The sequence below is a fragment of the Azospirillum sp. VT-I1 genome (assembly GCF_055698305.1).
Genome location: NZ_CP168802.1, coordinates 761,558 through 783,369, shown reverse-complemented (window position 1 = coordinate 783,369; position 21,812 = coordinate 761,558). Strand labels below are relative to the sequence as shown.

The following is a 21,812-nucleotide window of genomic DNA, read 5'->3' as shown; positions in this document are numbered from 1 at the left end:
CCTTCCCCGCTTCTTCCTCCCCCACCCGACAGGAGTGATCCATGCTGCTGACCCGCCGCACCCTGATGCAGACGGCGCTGACGCTGGGTGCCATGCACGCCTTCCCCGGCCTGACCTGGGCGCAGGCACGCCCGCTGGTCTTCGCGACCTTCACCGGCAGCTGGGAGGAGGCGCACAAGGCCGTGCTCGTCCCCGCCTTCCGCAAGGCGACCGGCAATGCCGACATGGTGCTCGACCCCATGCTGTCGGTCGACCAGATCGCCAAGGTGAACGCGGCGAAGAACAACCCGCCGATCGACGTCATGCTGCACGATCCGGGTCCCGCGTTGCAGGCCATCGCCCAGGATCTGGTTGAGCCCTATCCGGTGGAGAAGAGCGCCTATTACAAGGACCTGATCCCGGAGGCCCAGGTGCCGATGGGGCCGTCGCCCTTCTTCCAGGTGGTCGGCATCACCTACAACCCGGAAACGGTGAAGACGCCGCCGACCTCCTGGGCCGACCTGTGGAAGCCGGAATTCAAGGGCCGCGTCGGCATCACCAACCTGAACTCCACGCTCGGCACCGGTTTCATGGTGGAGCTGGCCAAGATGCATGGCGGGTCGGAGTCCAACATCGACCCCGCCTTCAAGGCGCTGGAGGCGCTGCGCCCCAGCCTCGCCGCCGTCGCCGCCAACCCCGGCCAGCTCGCCACCCTGTTCCAGCAGGGCCAGATCGACATCTCCCCCGGCAACTTCAACGCCATCCAAATCCTGAAGGCGCGCGGCGTGCCGGTGGAGTTCGTCATCCCGAGGGAAGGCGCCATCGCCTTCAAGACGACCATCCACATCGTCAAAAACTCCCCCAACAAGGAGCTGGCCTTCAAGCTGATCGAAGCCGCCCTGTCGCCGGAGGTCCAGACCAAGCTGATGGAAGAGCCGTTCCTGATCGTGCCGACCAACACCAAGGTCGCGATCAAGGGCGAACTCGCCAAGACGCTGGCCAAGGACCATGCCGAGATCGCGAAGAAGTTCGTGTTCCAGGACTGGGCCAAGATCAACGAGCAGCGCAGCGCCTGGATCGAACGGTTCAACCGCGAGATCAAGGTGTGATGACGCGAACTCCCCGCTGAAGCTCTCCCTCTCCCGCCCCGGGAGAGGGAAGGGGCCCAAGCAAAGCTTGGGAAGGGTGAGGGGTGATCCAAGGATCGGGAGAAAATCCATGTTCGGATCGCCCCTCACCCTCCCCGCCTTCGGCGGGTCCCCTCCCTCTCCCGGGGCGGGAGAGGGCTATCGGAAAGGAACCCCCCAATGGCCGCGACGCTGCGCAACGTCACCACCTACGACCTGAAACTGGCGGCGCCGCTGGCGGCGGGGTTCGTCGTCTTCTTCGTCACGCCGCTGGTCATTCTGCTGGCGCTGAGCTTCCAGACCGATCCGCAGGGCGGGCACTTCGGGCTGACCCAGTACGTCAACTTCCTCGGCGACAGCTTCAGCCTCGGCGTGCTGGGATCGACGCTGTGGCTGGGGGTGAAGGTCACGGCGCTGACGCTTGTGCTGGGCTATCCGGTGGCGTGGCTGCACCAGCGCTCCCCCGGTTGGGCCAGGGGCGTCATCATGCTGCTGGTGCTGCTGCCGCTGCTGACCAGCGTGGTGGTGCGCACCTTCGCCTGGGTGGTCATCCTGGGACGGCAGGGAATCGTCAACGCCTCGCTGCTCGGGCTGGGGCTGATCGACACGCCGCTGAAGCTGCTCTACACCGAAAGCGGCGTGGTGATGGCCCTGGCGCAGGTGCAGATGCCGCTGATGGTGCTGCCGCTGATCACCGCGCTGAGCCGGATCGACCCGAACCTCGCAGACGCCTCCTCGGTGCTGGGGGCGGGACATTGGCGGACCTTCCGCAAGGTGATCCTGCCGCTGTCGCTGCCGGGCATCATCGCCGGCTGCCTGCTGACCTATGCCGCCGCCATCACCGCCTTCATCACCCAGAGCCTGATCGGCGGCGGGCAGATGCTGTTCATGCCGATGTACATCTACCAGCAGGCCTCCACCCTGCAGAACTGGCCCTTCGCCGCCGCGATCTCCGTCATCTTCCTGGTCGCGGTGCTGGTGGTGGTGTCGATCTTCAACGTGCTGGGCCGCCTGTCGCGCGGCTACACCAACGCCTGACCAGCAGGGAACCGGACATGAGCAACCGACGCATCGATTTCGACGCGCTCAGCTTCCGCATCGTCATGACGGGGGTGGCGCTGCTGGCCTTGCTGCTGCTGGCGGCCCCGACGGTCGTGGTGATCTGGGTGTCCTTCACCAGCGGCTATTCGCTGAAATTCCCGCCGCCCGGCTATTCGCTGCGCTGGTATGTCGAGCTGTGGAACGCCTGGCAGCTGCAGTTCGCGCTGATGAACAGCCTGAAGGTGGCGGCCTGGGCGACGGCGCTGTCGATCCTGCTGGGCGTCGCCGCCTCGCTCGGCATCGCGCGCTCGGCCAGCCTGACGGCGCGGGTGCTGGACAGCCTGTTCCTGTCGCCGCTGGTGCTTCCGGCGCTGGCCTTCGGGCTGTCGTCGCTGATGTTCTTTTCGCTGGTCGGCGTGCCGGTGTCGCCGCTGACCCTCATCATCGGCCACACCGTGGTGTCGGTGCCCTTCGTGGTGCGCAACACCGTGGCGTCGCTGGCGCAGATGAACCCGACCCTGCTGGAGGCGTCGGCCAGCCTGGGCGCCACCCGCTGGTTCACCTTCCGCCGCATCACCCTGCCGCTGATCCGGCCGGGCATCATGGCCGGCGGATTCATCGCCTTCATGGCGTCCTTCGACAATGTGCCGGTGTCGCTGTTCCTGCGCGACGCCGCGACCGACATGCTGCCGATCCGCATGTGGCAGGATCTGGAAGGCAAGCTGGACGTGACGGTGGCGGCCCTGTCGGGCGTGCTGATCGTCGCCACCGTCGCGCTGATGATGGTGATGGAGCGCGTCGCCGGCCTGTCGAAGCGGTTGACCTGACCCGACCTACACACCCAGAAAGAGAGAAACCCCGAAGGGGGTGAATTTGAAGGGCAGATGCAGATGGCGGTCCAAGTCGGTCACTTTGAAGCGGAACGGCATGATGTCCAGGAAGCGGGTCTGCTCCTCCGGATATCCCGCCGCGCGCAGCCAGTCGCCGACATGGAACAGCACCTCGTGCGGGCCGGGGGCGATGCCCTCGCCGCGGACGGTGGGGTGGTCGAGCTGACCGTTGGCGCCGAGCCGGCCGTCGGCCAGCAGGCGGCGTTCGGGCGTCAGGGCGTAAAGCTCCACCCGCAGCCCCTCGGCGGCGATGCCGCGCGCCACATCCACGCCATGAATCGAAATTCCGCCGGCCATGCCGCCTCCAGGTCAGGGTTTCCGCGATGCTAGCCGAAACGGCGACGGTCAGGCCAGCACAGCCTCCGCTTTTGCCGGCACTGCTGGGAATGACCGGCCTGCAGGCGCTGGTGGCGCTCGCCCTGTTCGCGCCGGGCGTGCTGGCGCCGCGGATGGGGATCGACCCGGCGGGGCTCGGCCTGTTCACCACCACCGGCTTCGCGGTGGGGATGGCGGCGTCGCTGGGCGGCGGGGTGCTGGCCGGACGGCTGGGCTCCTTCCGGGTGGCCAGCTTCTGCGCGGTGGCGGTGGCCGCCGCCATGCTGTGCGCGATGATGGGGGGCGGTGCCGCGGCGCTGCTGGCGGCCGGGATCGCCATCGGGCTGGCCTGCGGTCCGGAGACGCCGGCCAGCGCCGCCATCCTCGGCCGGCTGGTGCGCGAGGCCGACCGGCCGATGGTGTTCTCCGTCCGCCAGACCGGCAACCAGATCGGCGCGATGGCCGGATCGCTGGCCCTGCCGCTGCTGGCCACCGTCGCCGACCCGCGCGCCGGCTATGCCGCAATCGCCGCGCTGGCACTGGTCTGCGTCCTGCCGTTCGAACGGCTGCGGCCGGCCTACGACCCGCTGACCCGCTCCGCCTCCACCGCCTTCGGGCTGGTGGCGGCGATCCGGCTGCTGCGGAGCGACCCGGCGCTGCGGCGGCTGGCGCTGGCCGCCTTCCCCTTTTCGGCGAGCCAGCTGACGCTGAACGGCTTCTTCGTCGTCTTCGCGGTGGCGGAGTTGGGGCTGGAACATGTCCCCGCCGGGGTGGCGCTGGCGGCCGGACAGGCCGGCGGGCTGGCCGGGCGGCTCGGCTGGGGGGTGGTCGCCTCGCGCTGGATGGCGCCGCGCCGGCTGGTCGGGCTGCTGGGGCTGGGCATGGCGGCGGCATCGGCGCTGGTGGCGCTGGCCGGCGCCTCCCTGCCCTTCCCGGCGCTGGCGGCGGCCACCTTCCTGTTCGGGCTGACCGCCAGCGGCTGGAACGGCGTGTTCCTGGCGGAGGTGGCGCGGCTGGCGCCGGTGGGCCGCATCGGTGAGGCGACGGGGGCGGTGATGGTCGGCGGCTTCGCCGGGCTGATCGCCGGCCCGATCCTGCTGGTGGCGGCTGCCGCGGCCAGCAGCCTCGCCACCGGCTATCTCGCGGTCGGCCTGCTGGCCGCGCTGGCGGGACTGAGCCTTCTCGGAGACAAGCGATGACCCTTCCCCTTCGCGCCGTGGCGCTGGCCGAGGCCGTGCGCGGCGGACGCAGCAGCGCCCGCGCCGTGACCGAAGCGGCACTCGCCCGCATCTCCGCCGGCAATCCGGCCCTGAACGCCCTGGTCGCCGTCGATGCCGAACAGGCGCTGGCCGAGGCCGGGGCGGTAGACCGCCGGCTCGCCAGCGGAGAGGATTTGCCGCTGGCCGGCGTGCCGGTGGCGGTCAAGGACACCATCTGGGTCGCCGGCCGCCGCGTCACCCAGGGATCGCGCCTGTTCGCCGACTTCCACGCCCCTGCCGGCGCGATCGCGGTGGAACGGCTGCGCCGTGCCGGGGCCGTCATCGTCGGCATGGCCAACACGTCGGAATTCGCCTGCAAGGGCGTCACCACCAACCCGCTGTTCGGCCCGACCCGCCACCCGAAGGACCCCAGCCTGACCCCCGGCGGCTCAAGCGGCGGGCCGGCAGCGGCGGTGGCGGGCGGGTTGGTGCCGCTGGCGCTCGGCACCGATGCCGGCGGGTCGAGCCGACGCCCGCCCGCCCATGTCGGTACGGTCGGCTTCAAGCCCAGCTTCGGCGCCATCCCCTACGGCCCCGGCTTCGCCGAGCCCTTCACCGGCATCGCGGTGCTGGCGCCCATCGCCGCCGACGTCGCCGACACCGCCCTGATGTTCGAGGTGCTGGCCGGCCCCGACCCGCGCGACCCCGACAGCGCCGCCGTTGCCCCGGCGGAGGAGCGGCCGGTTTCCTCCCTGACCGTCGCCTACAGCCCAACATTCGGCCTGGACGCCCCGGTGGACGACGACGTGCGCGAAGCGGTGGAGCGGGCGGTGGAAGCGCTGGCGCTTGCCGGTGCGCGCATCGTCCGTCCCGAAGGCCGCTTCCCGCACTGGCCGGCCGGCGTCACCGAAACGGCGCTGATGCCGCTGCAGCATGCGGGGCTGGCCGCGCTTTATGGGGAGGCGTTCCGCCGCGACCCCGGCCTGTTCGATCCCGACATCGCGGTGCAGATCGAGCGCGGCCTGTCCTTGTGCGGTGCGGAGGTCGCGGCGGCACAGCTGCTTGGCGTCGAGGTCGGCCGCGCGTTGGCCGCACAGTTCGCGGGGCTGGACCTGATCGTCGGGCCGACCACGCCCTGCGTCGCCTGGCCGCTCGACCGGCTGGGACCGGAGACCATCGGCGGACAGCCGGTGCCGCCGCGGGCCCATGCCGTCTTCACCCCGCTGTTCAACCACGCCAAGGTCCCGGCGCTCAGCCTGCCCTGCGGGACCGGGCGCGACGGGCTGCCGGTGGGGTTGCAGATCGTGGCACCCCGCGGCATGGACCGCAGGGTGCTGCGCTTCGCCGCTTTCGCAGAGGAAACGCTCGCCGGATGCGGGCCGGAATCCCAGCCATGAGCCCGACCATGAGTTTCGACAACGACACGCCGGACGCCGCCCCGGACACCGTCCCCGCCCGCCGCCGGCGTGCGGTTCCGCCGCCGCCGCTGGCCGACATGGCGGTGGACCGGCTGCGCGACATGATCATCTATGGCGAGCTGGCGCCGTCCGCCCGCCTGATCGAACCGGAACTGAGCGACAAGCTCGGCATTTCCCGCACGCCGCTGCGCGAGGCGCTGAAGCTGCTGGCGGCCGACGGGCTGGTGATGCTGCGGCCCAACCGCAACGCCATCGTCGCCCCGCTCGACGCCGCCGAACTGACCCACCTGTTCGAAGCGGAAGGCTGCATCGAGAGCTTCGCCGCCCGCCTCGCCGCCGAACGGATGACCGCAGCCGACCTGCGCCGCCTGCGCGGCTTCCAGGAGAAAATCGAGGCGCTGCAGGGCGCCGGTGCGCTGGAGGAGTATTTCGCGATCAACCAGAAGATCCACCGGCTGATTGTGTCGAGCGCGAAGAACCCGGCGCTGGTGGAGGCGCATGACCGGCTGCTCGGCCGGCTGGCGCGGGCTCGCTACTTCGCGTTGGGCGCTCAGGGACGCTGGAAGGAATCGGTGCTGGAGCACCGCGAAATCCTGGCGGCGCTGGAGGCCCGCGACGGCGCCACCGCCGAGCATCTGTTCGTCCACCATGTCGGCCGCACCGGCGAAGTGGTGGCCGCAGCTTGTGCGTCTCCCCGCGCCCGGCAGGCGGGGTGAGGGACGCGGACGGCGCTTAGACCGCCGGCACCGGTTCCGGCGGGCAGAGCGCGCGGTCGCGGCACACCCGGTCCCGGCCGTCCGACTTGGCGCGGTAGAGCGCCATGTCCGCCGCCTTGATCAAGGTGTCGGGCCGGTCCGCGTTCGGGGCCAGGGTCGAGACGCCGATGCTGACGGTCACATGCAGGACGGCGCCGTCATGCTGGATACCACAATCGCGCACGGCACTGCGCAGGCGTTCGGCAAGCAGAAAGGCACCCTCCAGCGACGTGCAGGGCAGCAGGATGGCGAACTCCTCGCCGCCGAAGCGGGCGACGAGGTCGCTCTGCCGCACGCCGCGCTGGAACACCCGGCTCAGGGCCACCAGCACCGCGTCGCCGGCATCATGTCCGCGCGCGTCGTTGACCTCCTTGAAATGATCGATGTCCAGCAGCAGGAGCGACACCGGCATGTCGTGGCGCAGCGCACCGGCGACCTCCCGGTCGATGGCTCCGAAGAAGGCCCGGCGGTTGGCAAGGCCGGTCAGCGGATCGCTGAGTGCGGCATCGCGGAGAACCCGCTCGGTGTGGACACGGCGGCGCTCGCGGGCCAGCATCGTTCCCAGCATCAGGATGCCCACCACCGTGAAGAGGGCGACCGGCGCGCCGCCATGGAGGAATGTCGGCAGCGCAACGCCCCAGGGCAGCACGAAGATGCTGAGCGTGTGGAACGACGCCACGGGTGCCAGCAGGAACAGCGGCCTCGCTCCCCGCCATTCCGCAGCGGGCGTCAGCTGGGCCATCAGGACTCCGATGCCGCCGGCCAGCAAAATCCCGATCACGCCGGGAAGCATGCCCGCGCCGCCGACGGCGATGCGGCCTGTCGCAACGATGCCGGCGGCCAGCATGGCGGCCAGCGTTCCGCCGAAGGGGCCGGCCAATGCCACCGGAACCGCCTTCACGTCCAGATAGACGCCGGGCGCCACCGGGACCGACTGCAGCATGGCCGCGACGCCGCCAGCGCCGAACAGCAGGCCCAGGCAAATCTGCCGCAGCAACGGCTGGTCACCCAGCCGGTAGAGGACGGTGCCGTAAGCGAGGGTCATCAGGGCCAGGAGGCCAACGCCCCCGGCCAGTGCCGTCATGATCGCCGCCGTGGCGTCCGGTTCCCCCACCCTGCCGCCTCCCGCATCCTGTCCGGTCTCAGCCCGCCATCCTCATGCGGATATCCTAATATTGTACATTAGGGTTACCCCCATGCGATGGCGGCGACCGCCCATTGTGATATGTGGCCGCGCAGGTTTTCGGCCAGCGGCGGACCTGACGAAATGCCGCAGATGGCGCGGTTGACCGCCGGCCGGGGGCGCAACTACCATACCAGCAACTGGAATGGTAGTATGCAACGCCACGAACGGTACCGATGCGGCACCGCTCCCGACGATGGCCGGACTGCTCCAGGAAACAGTGCTGAAGCGCGAGAAACCAACGCCCGACGCAACGTGGGAGCCCGGAATGCCGGCTTCCGCGCATGCCCTTCGGCGCGTTCATGACCGATGCAGGATCGGCCATGGGTGCGGGATCGAAGACCGGCGGCGGTGACCCGCGTCCTGGCTGGAGACGCCAAATCATGAGCGAACAGATCATTGCCGACGCCGCCCCCGCGCAGTCGGCGGAGCCGGCCGGCAGGACCGGCATCGGCAAGGCGGCGGTCACGGTAAGCAAGGCCATCGGCCGCTACCGCTGGACCATCTGCGCCCTGCTCTTCTTCTCGACCACCATCAACTACATGGACCGTCAGGTCCTCGGCCTGCTGAAGTCCACGCTGATGGGCGACATGGGCTGGACCGAGTCCGATTACGGCGACATCGTCGCCGCCTTCTCGCTGGCCTACGCCTTCGGCTACATCGGCTGCGGCCGGCTGATGGACAAGATCGGCATCCGCATCGGCCTGCCGGCCGCCGTCGCCGGCTGGAGCTTCTTCGCCTGCATCCACGCCTTCATGGGCAGCGTCTTCGGCTTCAAGGTGGCGCGCGCCGGCCTCGGCCTGACCGAAGGCGGCAACTTCCCGGCCTCGATCAAGGCGGTGTCGGAGTGGTTCCCGGCCAAGGAGCGGGCGCTCGCCACCGGCATCTTCAACGCGGGCTCCAACGTCGGCGCGGTGGTGGCGCCGATCCTGGTGCCGATCCTGCTGGTCGCCTTCGGCTGGCAGGCCGCGTTCCTGGTCACCGGCGGCATCGGCTTCTTCTGGGTCATCGCCTGGCTGCTGATCTACCGCAAGCCGGAAGAGCATCCGAAGCTGACGGCCGAGGAGTTGGCCTATATCCGCAGCGACCCGGTTCTGCCGCAGGAAAACATCCCCTGGATCAAGCTGCTGAGCTACCGCGGCACCTGGGCGAACATCGTCGGCACCTGCTTCTCCGCTCCGGTCTGGTGGTTCTACCTGAACTGGGTTCCGGGCTTCCTGAACAAGCAGTATGGCGTCAACCTGTTCGGGGCGATGCTGCCGCTGATCATCATCTACACCATGGCCGATTTCGGCAGCGTCGGCGGCGGCTGGTTCTCCTCCCACCTCATCAAGCGCGGCATGAAGCCCCTGCGCGCCCGCAAGCTGACCTTCCTGGTCTGCGGCATCTGCGTGCTGCCGGTCTTCTTCGCCTCCACCGTGTCCAACATGTGGCTGGCCGTTCTGCTGATCGGCATCGCCGCCTCCGCCCACCAGGGCTATTCGGCCAACGTCTACACCATCGTGTCCGACACCATGCCGCGCAATGCGGTGGGTTCGGTGGTCGGCATCGGCGGCTTCTGCGCCTACTTCGTCGGCATGTTCGTGTCGATGGGCGTCGGCCGCCTGCTGGACGCCACCAACGGCAACTATCAGGTGCTGTTCGGCATCGCCTCCGTCCTCTACCTCGTCGGCCTCGCGATCATGCACTTCGTGCTGCCCAAGACCGGGTCGGGCCGCACCCCGGCCGGCATCGAGGTCTGACACATCCGCCCCAAGGCTCCGGGGCACCCGCCCCGGAGTTCTTCCGAACCATCCAAGCCTGACCGAATGACGGTGCACCGGCCCCCCGCGACACTCCGCGACAGCGGAAAAAGGGTGACCGCAGCGACCGCCGCGAACCGGAGCCCATCATGCCCGACGCGAACACCGCCCTGCTGGCGGCCCGTCCTTCACAAACCCGCCTTTCCCCCGAAACCCTCCGCCGCCTGCCCGAATCCGTCGAGCGCCCCGCCTACGACCGCGCCGCGGTGACGCCGGGCATCGTCCATATCGGCCTCGGCGCCTTCTGCCGCGCCCATCTCGCCACCTACACCGACGATGTGCTGGCGACCGGCGACAAGAACTGGGGCATCGTCGGCGTCGATCCGCTGTCGCCGGCCATCCGCGACGCGCTGAAGCCGCAGGACTGCCTCTACACGCTGCTGGTGCGCGAGGAGAGCCGCGACCGCCTGCGCGTGCTCGGCTCCTTCCTCGACGCCATGGTGACCGCCGACCAGCTGGAGCAGGTGCTGGCCCTGACCGCGAAGCCGGAGATCCGCATCGTCACCCTGACGGTCACGGAAAAGGGCTATTGCCAGGACGCCGCCACCGGCTCGCTGGACGAGGCGCATCCGCTGATCCGCGCCGACCTTGCCGATCCCGCGGCGCCGCGCAGCGTTCCCGGACTGCTGTGCGAAGCCATCCGCCGCCGCCGCGCCGCCGGGGTGGCGCCCTTCACCGTGCTGGTCTGCGACAACCTCGCCCAGAACGGCATCAAGGTTAAGGGCATCGTCGTCCGCTACGCCGAGCTGCGCGACCCGGAGCTTGCCGCCTACATCGCCGAGCAGGTCAGCTTCCCCTGCACCATGGTCGACCGCATCACCCCGGCCACCCAGGACGCCGACCGCGCCACGGTGGACGCGGCGCTGGGCTGCGCCGACGCGTGGCCGGTGGTGACCGAGCCGTTCAAGCAGTGGGTGATCGAGGACCGCTTCCCGCTCGGCCGCCCGGCCTGGGAAAAGGCCGGCGCCATTCTGGTCGACGATGTCCATCCGTTCGAGCTGATGAAGCTGCGCTGCCTGAACGGCGCCCATTCGCTGCTGGCCTACCTGTCGGTGATCGCCGGGATCGAGACCATCGCCGACGCCATGGCCGACCCGCAGCTGCCCGCCGTCATGCGCCGGCTGTGGGCGTCCGACCTGATCCCCACCCTGCCGCCGGTGCCGGGAACCGACATCCCCGCCTACACCGCGGCGCTGGAGGCGCGCTTCCGCAACCCCGGCATCCGCCACCGCACCATCCAGATCTCGTCCGACGGATCACAGAAACTGCCGCCGCGCCTGCTGGAGCCGGCCCGCGAGCTGTTCGCCGCCGGCAAGGCACCGAGTGTGATCCCGTTGGCCGTCGCCGCCTGGATGCGCTTCCTGCTGGAGAAGGACGAGGCCGGCAACGCCTATGCGGTGGCCGATCCGATGGCGGCGGGACTGACCCGCATCGCCCGCGTCCATGCCGGCGATGCCGGTGCGCTGGCGGCGGCCCTGTTCGCCATCGAGGACATCTTCTCGCCGGAGTTGGTCGCCGAGACCGGCTTCCGCGACGCGGTGGTCCGCCATCTCGACAGCCTGATGACCGTCGGCGTCCGCGAAACGCTGGCCGCCTTCCTCGCCACCCCGTGAATTCGCGGCGGTCACGGCCGCCGCAGGCAAACCCGTTTTTGAAAGGACCATAACATGCAGGAAACCTGGCGCTGGTTCGGCCCGGACGATCCCGTCACCCTGGAGAAGGCACGTCAGGCCGGTGCCACCGGCATCGTCACGGCGCTGCATCACATGAATCAGGGCAGCGTCTGGACCACCGAAGAGATCATGAAGCGCCGCGCCATGGTCGAGGCCGCCGGCCTGACCTGGTCGGTGGTGGAAAGCATCGGCGTGGGCGAGGAGATCAAGACCCGCACCGGCGACTTCCGCACCAAGATCGACAATTACAAGCAGTCGATCCGCAACGTCGCCCGCGCCGGCATCCCGGTGATCTGCTACAATTTCATGGTCATCACCGACTGGAGCCGGACCAACCTGATGCACCGGCTGCCGAACGGCGGCTATGCCCTGCGCTACGACAGCGTCGATTTCGCCGCCTACGACCTGTTCGTGCTGAAGCGCCGCAACGCCGAGGCCAGCTACGATCCCGCCCACATCGCCGCCGCCAAGACGCGGTTCGAGGCGATGAGCGTGGAACAGGTGGCCGAGCTGGAGCGCAACCTGATCGACTGGCTGCCCGCCCGCGACTTCGCCTATGACCGCGACAGCTTCCGCGGCATGCTGGAGCTGTACCAGGAGATCGGCGTGGAGGATCTGCGCGCCAACCTGGTCGAGTTCCTGCGCGAGATCACGCCGGTCGCCGAAGAGGAAGGGGTGCGACTGTGCATCCACCCCGACGACCCGTCCTTCCCCATCTTCGGCCTGCCGCGCGTGATGTCCACGGCCGACGACGTGCGGGCGATGTTCAAGGCCGTGCCGCAGGAAGCCTGCGGGCTGACGCTGTGCACCGGCTCCTTCGGGTCCAACCCGAAGAACGATCTGGTGGCGATGGCGAAGGAATTCGCCCCGCGCATCCACTTCGTCCACCTGCGCAACACCACGCACGAGCCGGACGGGTCCTTCTACGAGGCCGACCATCTCGGCGGCGACACCGACCTGATCGGCGTGGCCGCGGCGCTGATCGACGAGGAGGCCCGCCGCCGGCAGGCCGGCCGCGCCGACGCCCAGATCCCGATGCGTCCCGACCACGGCCATCTGCTGGGCGACGACATCGGCCAGACGATGAACCCCGGCTATTCCTTCGTCGGCCGGCTGAAGGGCCTCGCCGAGCTGCGGGGCGTGATGCGGACCATCGAGGCCTTCCGCGAAAAGCGGGTGGCGTGACTGCGTCGGGGCTCCTCTCCAGTGCGGGGAGAGGGGCCCCGGCGCCCGTCGCCTTTCACAAACGATCCCCGCTGTCCGCCGGGCAAAGCGGTCCGCTCCCTCCGGCCCTGGGCGTCAGGTCGAACTCCCCGGCCGGGACCGGCTCGCCGAGGAAACGTCCCTGGGCGTAGACGCAGCGCACCTCGCCGGCCAGCGCCCGCTGTTCCCCCGTCTCGACCCCCTCCGCGATGACGGTCAGGTCCATGCTGCGGGCCAGCGCCACGATGGCGCGCACCATCTCCTGGTTGCCCGGGTTCCGGGCCATGTCCTGCAGGATCGCCTGATCGATCTTCAGGAACTGCACCGGCAGCCGCCGCAGATGGCCCAGCGACGCATAGCCGGTGCCGAATCCGCTGACGGAGAAGGCGATTCCCAACGCGCGCAGCGCCTGCATCGTCCGCGTCATCTCCGCCTGCGGCGACAGCATGGCCGCCTCCGGCAGTTCCAGCACCAGCCGGTCCGGCGGAACGCCGTGGCGGGCAAGGCTGCCGGCCACCTGGTCCTCGAAGCCGAAATGGCGGAGCTGCAGGGAGGACACCGGCACGGTCAGGCGCAGGCCGGCGGCGCCGCGGTCGCGCCAGTCCGCCAGTTGCCGGCAGGCGGCATCCAGCAGCCAGCCGCCGATCGCCACGATCAGCCCGTTCGCTTCGGCCAGATGCAGGAATCCGGCGGCGGGCAGCAGGCCGCGCTCGGGATGGTTCCAGCGCACCTCCGCCTCGGCGCCGGCCAGCAGGCCGCCGGCGACATCCACCACCGGCCGGAGGAAGAGCATGAGCTGCCCCTTCGCCACAGCCTCGTGCAGTTCGTTTTCCAGCTGCAGGTGGGCCAGGGCGTCGGCGTCCATCGCCGGGTCGTAGAAGGTCCAGTTGGCGGTGCCCAGCCGCTTGGCATGGTACATCGCGACGTCGGCGTTCTTCACCAGAAGCTCCGGATCGCTTCCCTGGTCGGGGGCGAAGGTGACGCCGATGCTGGCGGAGATGTGCAGGGTCTGCCCGGCGATGCGGAACGGCTCCGACAGGCAATCGAGCAGGCGGCGCGCCACCCGCTCGGCGTCCTCGCGGTCGCCGATGTCCGACAGGATCACCGTGAACTCGTCGCCGCCGATCCGGGCGATGGTCTCGGACTCGCGCAGGCAGGCGGCCATCCGCTGCGCAGCCTCGCGCAGCAGCACGTCGCCGGTCTGGTGGCCCAGCGTGTCGTTGACCCATTTGAAGCGGTTCAGGTCGATGAACAGCAGAGCCATGCGGTTGCGCAGCCGCGCCGCCCGCCGCAGCGCCTGCCGCAGCCGGTCGTAGAACAGCGGCCGGTTGGGAAGGCCGGTCAGCGCGTCGTAATTGGCCTGATGCCGGATGGTCTCCTCCGCCCGGCGGCGGGCGGAGACGTCCTGGATCGCGGTGATGAGGCCCAGCACGAGGCCGTCGGCATCGTGGAACGGCTCCCCCACCTCCTGAAGATCGAGATGGCCGCCGTCGGGACGGGTGACGCGGTATTCGATGTCGAAGCGGCTGTTCTCCTCCCAGGCGCGACGATAGGCCTCCTGCACCTCCTGCCGGTGCTCCGGCATCACGCGGTCGAGATAGAGGCCGGTGGTGGGCAGGCCGGCCTCGCCGGGCAGGCCGATCAGCTCGCGGAAATTGGCGGAGACCTCCAGCCGCTCCTCCGGCAGATGGACCGTGTAGGCCAGCCGGGCGACGCGCTGCGCCTGGGCCAGCCGCGCCTCGCTGAGCCGCAGCGGCTCCTGCCGCTTCAGCCGCTGCAGCACGCGCTGGAGCAGGAAGAGAAGCGCCAGCAGGGCGCATGCGAAGCCGGCGGCATAGGGGGCGATCCGGCGGACCAGCGTGCCGCCGGGCTGTTCCGGCATCCAGGTCAGGATGCCGACCGGCTGTCCGGCGATGGCCTGCAGGGGCAGGCTGGCCAGGGCCGGAACGGCCGGCGTGTCGATCGGGACCACGCGCAGGTCGTCGATGTGCCGCGAGCCGGCAAGCTTCGCCAATTCCCCCTCCAGCGTGGTCAGGAAGACCTGGACCGGCTGTTGCGGGTCGGGCGGCAGGGCGGCGCGCCCCTCCTCATATTCGATAACGCGGGCGCCGAAGACGAAGGGCGTCTGCCCGATATGGACGATGCCGCTGACCGACCGGCGGGCGGTCCGCGCCGCCGCCAGCACCGGCCGCAGATCCGCCGCCTCGCGGGCCGCCACATCCAGATCGCTGCGCAGGGCGCCGTTCCTGGACGCATAGATCAGCCCGTCGCGACCGTTCCAGGCATAGGCACGGTCCAGCCCCCACAGGCGCTCCGCATAGGGGCCGACATTGGCATTGGCCCAGACGCCGTCGAACCTGACCACCAGATGGTCGACGGCGTCGTTCCATAGGCTGTATTCCTCGGCCTTCTTGCCCATCGCGGCGCCCAGATCGGCCACCGCGTCGACGATCTCCGCCTTCGTGCGATCCGCCACCGTCCTGTCGATCCGGCGTGCCGTCTCCAGCGCCATGAACAGCAGGAACGCGATGGTCAGCACAACCATCGCGACAAAAAGCAAGCCCACCATATTGAGCCGGCGAGCATCGCCCGTGGCGCGATCGAAGAGTACCGGAGAGCGGGAGGAAATCATCACGAAAGTTACCGGTTTCAGAACATCACAATTATTATGCCCTCCCTCCCGTTAATTTTCCGCTTATGAGAACTGTCCGCAGGGCAAGCATATCAATCTTACCGCGCAGCCGCTCCCATGCTGCGCGATACCTTGCCTTTCGTCATAGAACCGGTTTTCGCAATCAGGTACGACCCTTAAAAAGGCAGTGCCGGTGCGGGCGCTCCCTTCGGGCGGGCCGGGGCCGGCAGGCCGCAGGGCAGGAAGGTGCCGCGGCCGGGCGACGCCAGCAGCGCGCCGTCACGGCACACCACCTCCCCGCGCGACAGCGTCACCACCGGCCATCCGGTGACTTCCATGCCCTCATAGGGGGTGTAATCGACCGCGTGGTGCAGGATGGCGTTGGTGATCGTCACCTTGCGCGCCGGGTCCCAGATCGCGATGTCGGCGTCCGATCCCACGGCGATGGTGCCCTTGCGCGGGTGCAGCCCGTACATGCGGGCGGGATTGGCGGCGGTCAGCTCGACGAACTTCGTCAGCTCCATGCGACCTTTCATCACACCTTCGGAGAACAGCAGCGGCAGCCGCGTCTCCACCCCCGGTATGCCGTTGGGCACGCAGCGGAAGGGGGCCTTCTCGCCGTTCACCTTCTTGCCGCCCGGCCCGTCGAAGCGGAAGGGCGCGTGGTCGGAGGAGAAGACCTGGAAGGTGCCGCCGGTCAGCCCATCCCAGATCACCTTCTGGTTGGCGGCGTCGCGCGGCGGCGGGGAGCAGATGCATTTCGCGCCCTCGAACCCCGCGTCGCCCCCTGCCCCGCCCAGGTCGTCGGCGGTCAGGAACAGGTATTGCGGGCAGGTCTCGGCATAGATGCGCAGGCCGCGCCCCTGGGCCCAGCGGATCTGCTCCACCGCGTCGGCGCCGGAGACATGGACGATCAGGATCGGCACGTCCACCAACTCTGCCAGCGAGATGGCGCGGTGGGTCGCCTCGCGCTCCGCCACGCGGGGACGGGAGACGCCGTGGAAGAAGGGTGCGGTCTGGCCGGCGCGCTCCAGCTTCTCGGTCAGCCAGGCGATGCAGTCGGCATTCTCCGCATGCATCATCACCATGGCGCCCTCGGACCGCGCGATGTCCAGCACCTCCAGGATCTGGCGGTCGTTCAGCTTCAGCGCGTCATAGGTCATGTAGATCTTGAAGGAGGTGTAGCCGTCGCGGATCAGCGCCGGCAGCTCCTGTCCCAGGACCTGCTCCGTCGGGTCGGTGACGATCAGGTGGAAGGCATAGTCGATCACCGGCTTGCCGGCGGCGCGGCGGTGATAATCCTCCACCGCGGCGCGCAGCGACTGGCCCTTCTGCTGGCAGGCGAAGGGCAGCACGGTGGTGGTGCCGCCGAATGCCGCCGAGCGGGTGCCCGACAGGAAATCGTCGGCCATCACCGAAGAGTCGCCGGTCGGCTGGTCGAAATGGACATGGCCGTCCACCCCGCCCGGCAGGACCAGCAAGCCGTCCGCGTCGATCTCCTCCCGTCCGGCGGCGAGCCCGCTGCCGAGTGCGGCCACCTTGCCGTCCCGTATGCCGACATCGGCCTTGAACACGTCCGACGCGGTGGCGACCGTGCCGTTGCGGATGACCAAATCGAAGTCCATGCTCCCCTCCCCTCTTTCCGCCGTCAGCCGTGCAGTTCCCGGAACAGGCTGCCCCAGCCCTGGACCCGGCGGGTATCGACGCCGGTCATGCGCAGAGACTTCCACAGCACGGTGGACACCGTGTCGTAAACAGGGATGCCCAGAGCCTTCTCCACCCGCTCCGCCACCGGGGCGCCGCGCATGTTGGTGCAGATGATGGCGATGGCGTCCGGCTTGGCCTCCGACACCTCCAGGCACATGCGCTCGATCCGCTCCTCGGAGATCTCGGAGAAGGAGAAGTTGCCGCGGTCGTTCAGGTGCCGCTCCGCCACCACCTCGAAGCCGGCGGCGTTGTAGTTGGCGACCATCGTCTGCTGGATCTCGTCCAGATAGGGGCTGACGATGGCGATACGCCTGCGCCCCGTCGTCTCCAGAATCTCGTTCAGTGCCAGCATGGAGGTGCAGGCGGGAATCCCCGTCTCATCCTCGATGGCCTTGCACAGCTTCACGTCGGCGTCGAAGCCGAGCCAGCCGGCCGAAGTGCCGTTCCAGCCGATCACGTTCAGCTGCGCATCGGCCAGCAGCCGGGCGGCGTCGAGAAAGGGCGCGTCGGTGAACTGGTCGAGTGCTGCGGCGCGCAGCGAGATCTCCTTGACGGTGAAGCGGCCGAAATGGGCGCTCACCTCCGGCAGGCCGCTCAGCATGGCGGCGGTCACCGGTTCCAGCACCGTGTTGGAGGACGGGGTCAGCATGCCCAGAAGAACGCGCTTGGTCATCTCGGGGGACTCGTCTTTCTTTGAATGAGTGGGGGTCAGGCACGCGCCCACAGGGCGCGGGCGGCCTTGTCGGCCTCTGTGCAAATCTCTTCCAGGTCGGCATGGACGGGGTGGCCGTCCTCGACCAGCGTTTCGCCGTCCACCATCACCATCTCCACGTCGCTGCCGCGGCCGGTGTGGACCAGCGTTCCCAGCGGGTTGGTCAGCGGGCGCAGATGCGGTCGGCGGGTATCGAACACCACGAGGTCGGCCACCTTGTCGACCGCCAGCGTGCCGATCTCGTCGGCCATCCCGACGGCGCGGGCTCCGCCCAGCGTCGCCATGCGGAAGACGTCGGCGGGCTGCCAGTCGGCGGTGACGCCGCCCTGGCCGATGCGGCCGGTGGCGAGTGCCCAGCGCATCGCCTCCACCATGTCGCCATGCTGGGTGTCGGTGCAGAGCGCCAGATTGACGCCCGCCGCCTTCAGCGCCGGGGTCGGCGCCAGCCGGCCCGACGCGGCGTTGCATTTCGGCACATGGACGGCATGGGCGCCGGCCCGCGCCAGCCGGGCGATGTCGGTCTCGTCCACATAGAGGCAATGGGTGGCGAGCAGCCGGTCGTTCAGCAGACCGGTTTCCTCCAGCAGCGCCGCCGGGGTCATGCCGGTGGCGGCCTTCACGCGCTCCACCTCCACCCGGCTTTGCGCCAGATGGGTGTTGACGCGCATGCCGCGCTCCGCCGCCGCCTCGGACAGCCTGCGCAGGAAGGCGGGGAGCAGGTATCGGGCGCATGGGCCGCCATCTGCACGCGGATGCGCCCGCCACGCGCCCCGTCCCAGCGGTCGTGCAGGTCGAGCGTCCGCCGCAGCAGATCCTCGCCGAGCGCGGCATCGAAGCTCCACTCGCCCTTGGGCACGCGGGCGAAATCGACGTCATGCACCCGCCAGCCGGCATGGATGCGCAGGCCCAGGTCCGCCATCGCGTCCAGCGTCGCGTCGGCATGGACGAAATGGTCGCAGACCAGGGTGGAGCCGGCGAGCAGCGCCTCCACCGCGCCCAGCCGGGCCAGCGCGCGGGCCTCCTCCGGCGTGGCGTCGGTGCCCTTGGGCACGCCCGGGGTGTAGGACGGGGCGAAGCCGAGGTCGGCGGCGACGCCGCGCACCATCACCAGCACCGCATGCAGATGGGCGTTGACGAAGCCTGGCGTCACCAGACGCCCCGGCAGCGCCAGCGTCCGCTTGGCCGGCGGCGTGGATTGTGCGGCCGGCGCCAGATGGACGATCCGCCCATCGCGGATGCCGAGTGCGGCATCCTCCATCACTCCCGCCTCATCGCCGGTGATGACGGTGGCACCGGTCAGCAACAAATCCAGCGGTTGGGAAGCGTCGGTCATGCTGCGGCGACCTGCCGCTGCTGCAGGCCCTCTTCGCGGATCAGGTTCAGGATGTGGCGCTTGTGGTCGTTGAAGCGCGGGCTGGTAATGTCGCGCGGGCGCGGCAGATCCAGTTCGATGCGTTCGCGCAGACGGCCGGGCCGGCTGGTCAGCACCGCCACCTGGGTGCCCAGCACCAGCGCCTCGTCCACGCTGTGGGTGACGAAGACGATGGTGCAGCGCTGCTTCTGCCAGATGGCGACCAGCTCCTCCTGCATGTCCATCTTGGTCTGGGCGTCCAGCGCGGCGAAGGGCTCGTCCATCAGGATGACCTGCGGGTTCATCAGCAGGGCGCGGGCGATGCCGACGCGCTGGCTCATGCCGCCCGACAGTTCGGCCGGATAATGGTTCTCGAAGCCCTTCAGCCCGACGAGGTCGATGTACTCCTGCGCCGCGGCGCGGCGGTCGGCCTTGCGCCAGCCCTTCAGGCGCAGGTGGAAGGCGATGTTCTCCCACACCGGCAGCCAGGGCATCAGGTTGGCCTGCTGGAACACCATGCCGCGGTCGGCGCCGGGGCCGTCCACCGGCTTGCCGCCGACGGTGACGGTGCCCTTGGTCGGCTTCTCGAAGCCGGCGATCATGTTCAGCAGGGTGGACTTGCCGCAGCCCGACGAGCCGAGCAGACAGAGGAACTCGTTGCGCTCCACCGTCAGGCTGACGTCGTCGATGGCCAGCAGGTCGCGCTTGCGCTTGGGGTCGCTGTAGATCTTGGTGATGTTCTGAAGTTCGATGGAGGCCATGGGGTCAGCCCTCCCGGCTCTGAAGCGTGGAGGCGTGCTGCCAGTGCAGCGCCGCGGACATCAGCAGCTTGATCAGCGCGTCGGTGACGTAGCCCAGCAGCCCGATGCTGGCCATCGCGGCAAGGACGAGGTCGTAGCGCAGGAAGTAATAGCTGTCCCACAGCACGTACCCCAGCCCGCTCTTGACCGCGACCATCTCCGCCGTGACGGTCAGCATCCAGGCGGCGCCGATGCCGATGCGCAGGCCGGCGAAGATGCTGGGCAGCGCCGCCGGGAACACCACATGGCGCAATAGCTGCTGTTCGGTGGCGCCCATCATCGAGGCGGCACGGATCAGGTTGCGGTCGGCGGTCTTCACGCCGTGGATGGTGTTCATCAGGATCGGGAAGAAGGCGCCGAGGAAGACCAGGAAGATCGCCGGCTTGTTGGCGATGCCGAACCAGATGATCGCCACCGGGATCCAGGATACCGGCGGCACCGGGCGCAGCATCTGGATGGTCGGCTCGATGGCGCGTTCGACCCAGCTCCACCAGCCGATGGCGATGCCCAGCAGCACGCCGGTCGCCACCGCGATGCCGTATCCGGCGGCGACGCGCACCGCGCTGGACAGCGCATCGGCCAGCCAGCGCCCGCTGTTCGCCTGCGCCGTCTCGTCGAAGCCGAAAACCCAGTCGGCCCAGCTGTGCAGCACGACGGAAGGCGCCGGCAGCAGCGCCGCCGGCAACAGGCCGGACCGCGACACGATCTCCCAGGCCGCGAGGATCAGGACGGGAACGACCGCGCGCTCCCAGTATTTAGACAATGCGGTCATGGACCGGCTCCTTGAATATCGTCGGCGGAAAAGCGTCGGATGCCCCTCCCCGACCCTCCCCCGCCCTCGGCCGGCCGAAGGCCGGTCCGATCGCGGGAGAGGGAGTAGGCGCAACAGCGGCGGAGTTCCCTCTCCCGCGTTAGCGGGGAGGGTTAGGGAGGGGGCTAAGTGGTCGACGCCCCCTCAGCCCCCCAGCTCGCTCTTCGGCTTCTTCGTCACCGCTTCCAGAAACCGGTAGTCGATGTTCCGCACCGCGGCGTCCGACACGTCCTTGCCGATGTATTTCAGCTCCCGCATCATCGTCGCGATGGCGACGGTGCTGTCCTTGTGGATGGCGTAGTCGGGGAAGGCGTTCTCCAGCGACGCGGCGGCGATGTCCTTGTTGAGGCCGGTGTATTTGTTGATGGTGTCGACCCAGACGGTGCGGTCGGTCTTCAGCTTGTCGACCAGCGCCACGACGGAGGCGACGGTGGCCTCCACCGCCTTCGGATGCTCCTTGATCACGTCGGACCGCGTGACGATCAGGTTGGTCAGGTTGCCGGCCGCCTGGTCATAGGGCAGCGCGAAATGTGCGCCGACGCCGGTGCTGCGGATTTGCGAGGCGAAGGGCTCAACGGTGCAGATCACGTCCACCTCGCCGCGCTGCAGGGCGGCGGCATGGTCGGACGGGTTGGGGATGTTGATGAACTGGACGTCCTTGTTGGCGTCGATGCCGTGCTTCTGCAGGGCGCCGCGCATGTGGATGTCCTGTGCGTTCCCGCGCGAGGCGGCGACGCGCAGCGGCTCGCCCTTCGCCTTGCGGGCGGCCGCCAGCGCCTTCAGCCCAGCCCAGTCGCCGGCCTTCAGGTCGATGCCCTTGGCGGTGACGATCTCCGACCCGCCATTGACCTGACCGGAGATGGCGACGACGTCGAACCCCTTGTCCAGCGCGGTGACGTAGTGGAGGTAGGTGACCTGCGCCACGTCGATGCTCTTGGACACCAGGGCCGTCAGCACGTCGTTGCCGGAGTTGAAGTTGATCGCCTCGATCGACACGCCCTTCGCCAGATCGGGCGTCAGCGCCATCGGCAGGCAATGGGCGCATTTGGCGAAGCCGAGCTTCACCGCTTCCGCATCGGCGGCCTTTGCCGTCGGAGCAGCGGCGGCCAGCGCGGACAGGGCCAGCGCGGTGGCGGTGATGGCGTTCAGGGTGAGGGACCGGATCGACATGGGGCTTCGGCTCCTGATGCGATTGCGTTTCCACACATGTCGCA

The 21,812-nt window shown here is 69.2% G+C and carries 17 protein-coding genes and 1 pseudogene; 9 read left to right on the top strand and 9 right to left on the bottom strand.

What is annotated here, in order from left to right; all coding sequences use genetic code 11:
• Nucleotides 1-41 precede the first annotated feature (41 nt).
• From AB8P05_RS17505 to AB8P05_RS17495, 3 genes are all read left to right on the top strand, one after another.
• Nucleotides 42-1,088, top strand: coding sequence for an ABC transporter substrate-binding protein (locus AB8P05_RS17505; RefSeq protein WP_472759555.1), 1,047 nt, complete (start codon nt 42-44; stop codon nt 1,086-1,088).
• A gap of 198 nt (nt 1,089-1,286) precedes the next feature.
• Nucleotides 1,287-2,144: an ABC transporter permease gene (locus AB8P05_RS17500; RefSeq protein WP_472759554.1), complete on the top strand. Its 858-nt coding sequence runs from the start codon at nt 1,287-1,289 to the stop codon at nt 2,142-2,144.
• 17 nt (nt 2,145-2,161) lie between these two features.
• A complete protein-coding gene (locus tag AB8P05_RS17495) occupies nt 2,162-2,974 on the top strand; it encodes an ABC transporter permease (protein WP_472759553.1) in 813 nt (270 codons plus the stop codon).
• Between the two features lie 6 nt (nt 2,975-2,980).
• Here the strand turns inward: AB8P05_RS17495 and AB8P05_RS17490 are convergent, their stop codons facing one another.
• Complete coding sequence (locus AB8P05_RS17490; protein ID WP_472759552.1) at nt 2,981-3,334, bottom strand: hydroxyisourate hydrolase; 354 nt, start codon at nt 3,332-3,334, stop codon at nt 2,981-2,983.
• Nucleotides 3,335-3,423: 89 nt separating this feature from the next.
• On the opposite strand from AB8P05_RS17490, the gene AB8P05_RS17485 reads away from it, so the two are divergent.
• The 3 genes from AB8P05_RS17485 to AB8P05_RS17475 are packed head-to-tail and all read left to right on the top strand — an operon-like array spanning nt 3,424 to nt 6,685.
• A complete protein-coding gene (locus AB8P05_RS17485) occupies nt 3,424-4,551 on the top strand; it encodes an MFS transporter (protein ID WP_472759551.1) in 1,128 nt (375 codons plus the stop codon).
• Nucleotides 4,548-5,948, top strand: a complete 1,401-nt coding sequence (locus AB8P05_RS17480; RefSeq protein ID WP_472759550.1) for an amidase — start codon at nt 4,548-4,550, stop codon at nt 5,946-5,948. Before AB8P05_RS17485 ends, AB8P05_RS17480 begins: the two co-directional genes overlap by 4 nt.
• Complete coding sequence (locus tag AB8P05_RS17475; protein WP_472759549.1) at nt 5,945-6,685, top strand: GntR family transcriptional regulator; 741 nt, start codon at nt 5,945-5,947, stop codon at nt 6,683-6,685. The genes AB8P05_RS17480 and AB8P05_RS17475 overlap by 4 nt, the downstream gene beginning before the upstream one ends.
• Nucleotides 6,686-6,701: 16 nt before the next feature.
• Here the strand turns inward: AB8P05_RS17475 and AB8P05_RS17470 are convergent, their stop codons facing one another.
• Nucleotides 6,702-7,838: a GGDEF domain-containing protein gene (locus AB8P05_RS17470; protein WP_472759548.1), complete on the bottom strand. Its 1,137-nt coding sequence runs from the start codon at nt 7,836-7,838 to the stop codon at nt 6,702-6,704.
• Nucleotides 7,839-8,290: 452 nt separating this feature from the next.
• On the opposite strand from AB8P05_RS17470, the gene AB8P05_RS17465 reads away from it, so the two are divergent.
• The 3 genes from AB8P05_RS17465 to uxuA all read left to right on the top strand — a co-directional run bounded on the left by AB8P05_RS17465 (nt 8,291) and on the right by uxuA (nt 12,567).
• Nucleotides 8,291-9,649, top strand: a complete 1,359-nt coding sequence (locus AB8P05_RS17465) for an MFS transporter (RefSeq protein WP_472759547.1) — start codon at nt 8,291-8,293, stop codon at nt 9,647-9,649.
• A gap of 149 nt (nt 9,650-9,798) precedes the next feature.
• Entirely contained in the window at nt 9,799-11,322 is a 1,524-nt protein-coding gene (locus tag AB8P05_RS17460; protein ID WP_472759546.1) for a mannitol dehydrogenase family protein, read from the top strand.
• A gap of 54 nt (nt 11,323-11,376) precedes the next feature.
• Nucleotides 11,377-12,567 carry a mannonate dehydratase gene (gene uxuA, locus AB8P05_RS17455; protein ID WP_472759545.1) on the top strand — a complete coding sequence of 397 codons (1,191 nt, stop codon included), beginning with the start codon at nt 11,377-11,379 and terminating at the stop codon, nt 12,565-12,567.
• A 55-nt stretch (nt 12,568-12,622) separates the two neighbouring features.
• Here the strand turns inward: uxuA and AB8P05_RS17450 are convergent, their stop codons facing one another.
• From AB8P05_RS17450 to AB8P05_RS17420, 7 genes and pseudogenes are all read right to left on the bottom strand, one after another.
• The gene (locus AB8P05_RS17450) at nt 12,623-15,130 is read right to left on the bottom strand and encodes a bifunctional diguanylate cyclase/phosphodiesterase (protein ID WP_472759544.1); all 2,508 of its coding nucleotides are present in this window, start codon (nt 15,128-15,130) and stop codon (nt 12,623-12,625) included.
• Between the two features lie 263 nt (nt 15,131-15,393).
• Nucleotides 15,394-16,842 (bottom strand): dihydropyrimidinase, encoded by a 1,449-nt coding sequence (gene hydA / locus AB8P05_RS17445; protein WP_472759543.1) that lies wholly within the window; start codon nt 16,840-16,842, stop codon nt 15,394-15,396.
• A 23-nt stretch (nt 16,843-16,865) separates the two neighbouring features.
• Nucleotides 16,866-17,597, bottom strand: coding sequence for a maleate cis-trans isomerase family protein (locus AB8P05_RS17440; RefSeq protein WP_472759542.1), 732 nt, complete (start codon nt 17,595-17,597; stop codon nt 16,866-16,868).
• A gap of 35 nt (nt 17,598-17,632) precedes the next feature.
• Nucleotides 17,633-18,741, bottom strand: a pseudogene (locus tag AB8P05_RS17435) (amidohydrolase family protein).
• 224 nt (nt 18,742-18,965) lie between these two features.
• On the bottom strand, nt 18,966-19,748 hold the full coding sequence (locus AB8P05_RS17430; RefSeq protein ID WP_472759541.1) for an ABC transporter ATP-binding protein: 783 nt from the start codon (nt 19,746-19,748) through the stop codon (nt 18,966-18,968).
• A gap of 4 nt (nt 19,749-19,752) precedes the next feature.
• The gene (locus tag AB8P05_RS17425) at nt 19,753-20,559 is read right to left on the bottom strand and encodes an ABC transporter permease (RefSeq protein ID WP_472759540.1); all 807 of its coding nucleotides are present in this window, start codon (nt 20,557-20,559) and stop codon (nt 19,753-19,755) included.
• Nucleotides 20,560-20,742: 183 nt separating this feature from the next.
• The gene (locus AB8P05_RS17420) at nt 20,743-21,768 is read right to left on the bottom strand and encodes an ABC transporter substrate-binding protein (protein WP_472759539.1); all 1,026 of its coding nucleotides are present in this window, start codon (nt 21,766-21,768) and stop codon (nt 20,743-20,745) included.
• Nucleotides 21,769-21,812: the final 44 nt, after the last annotated feature.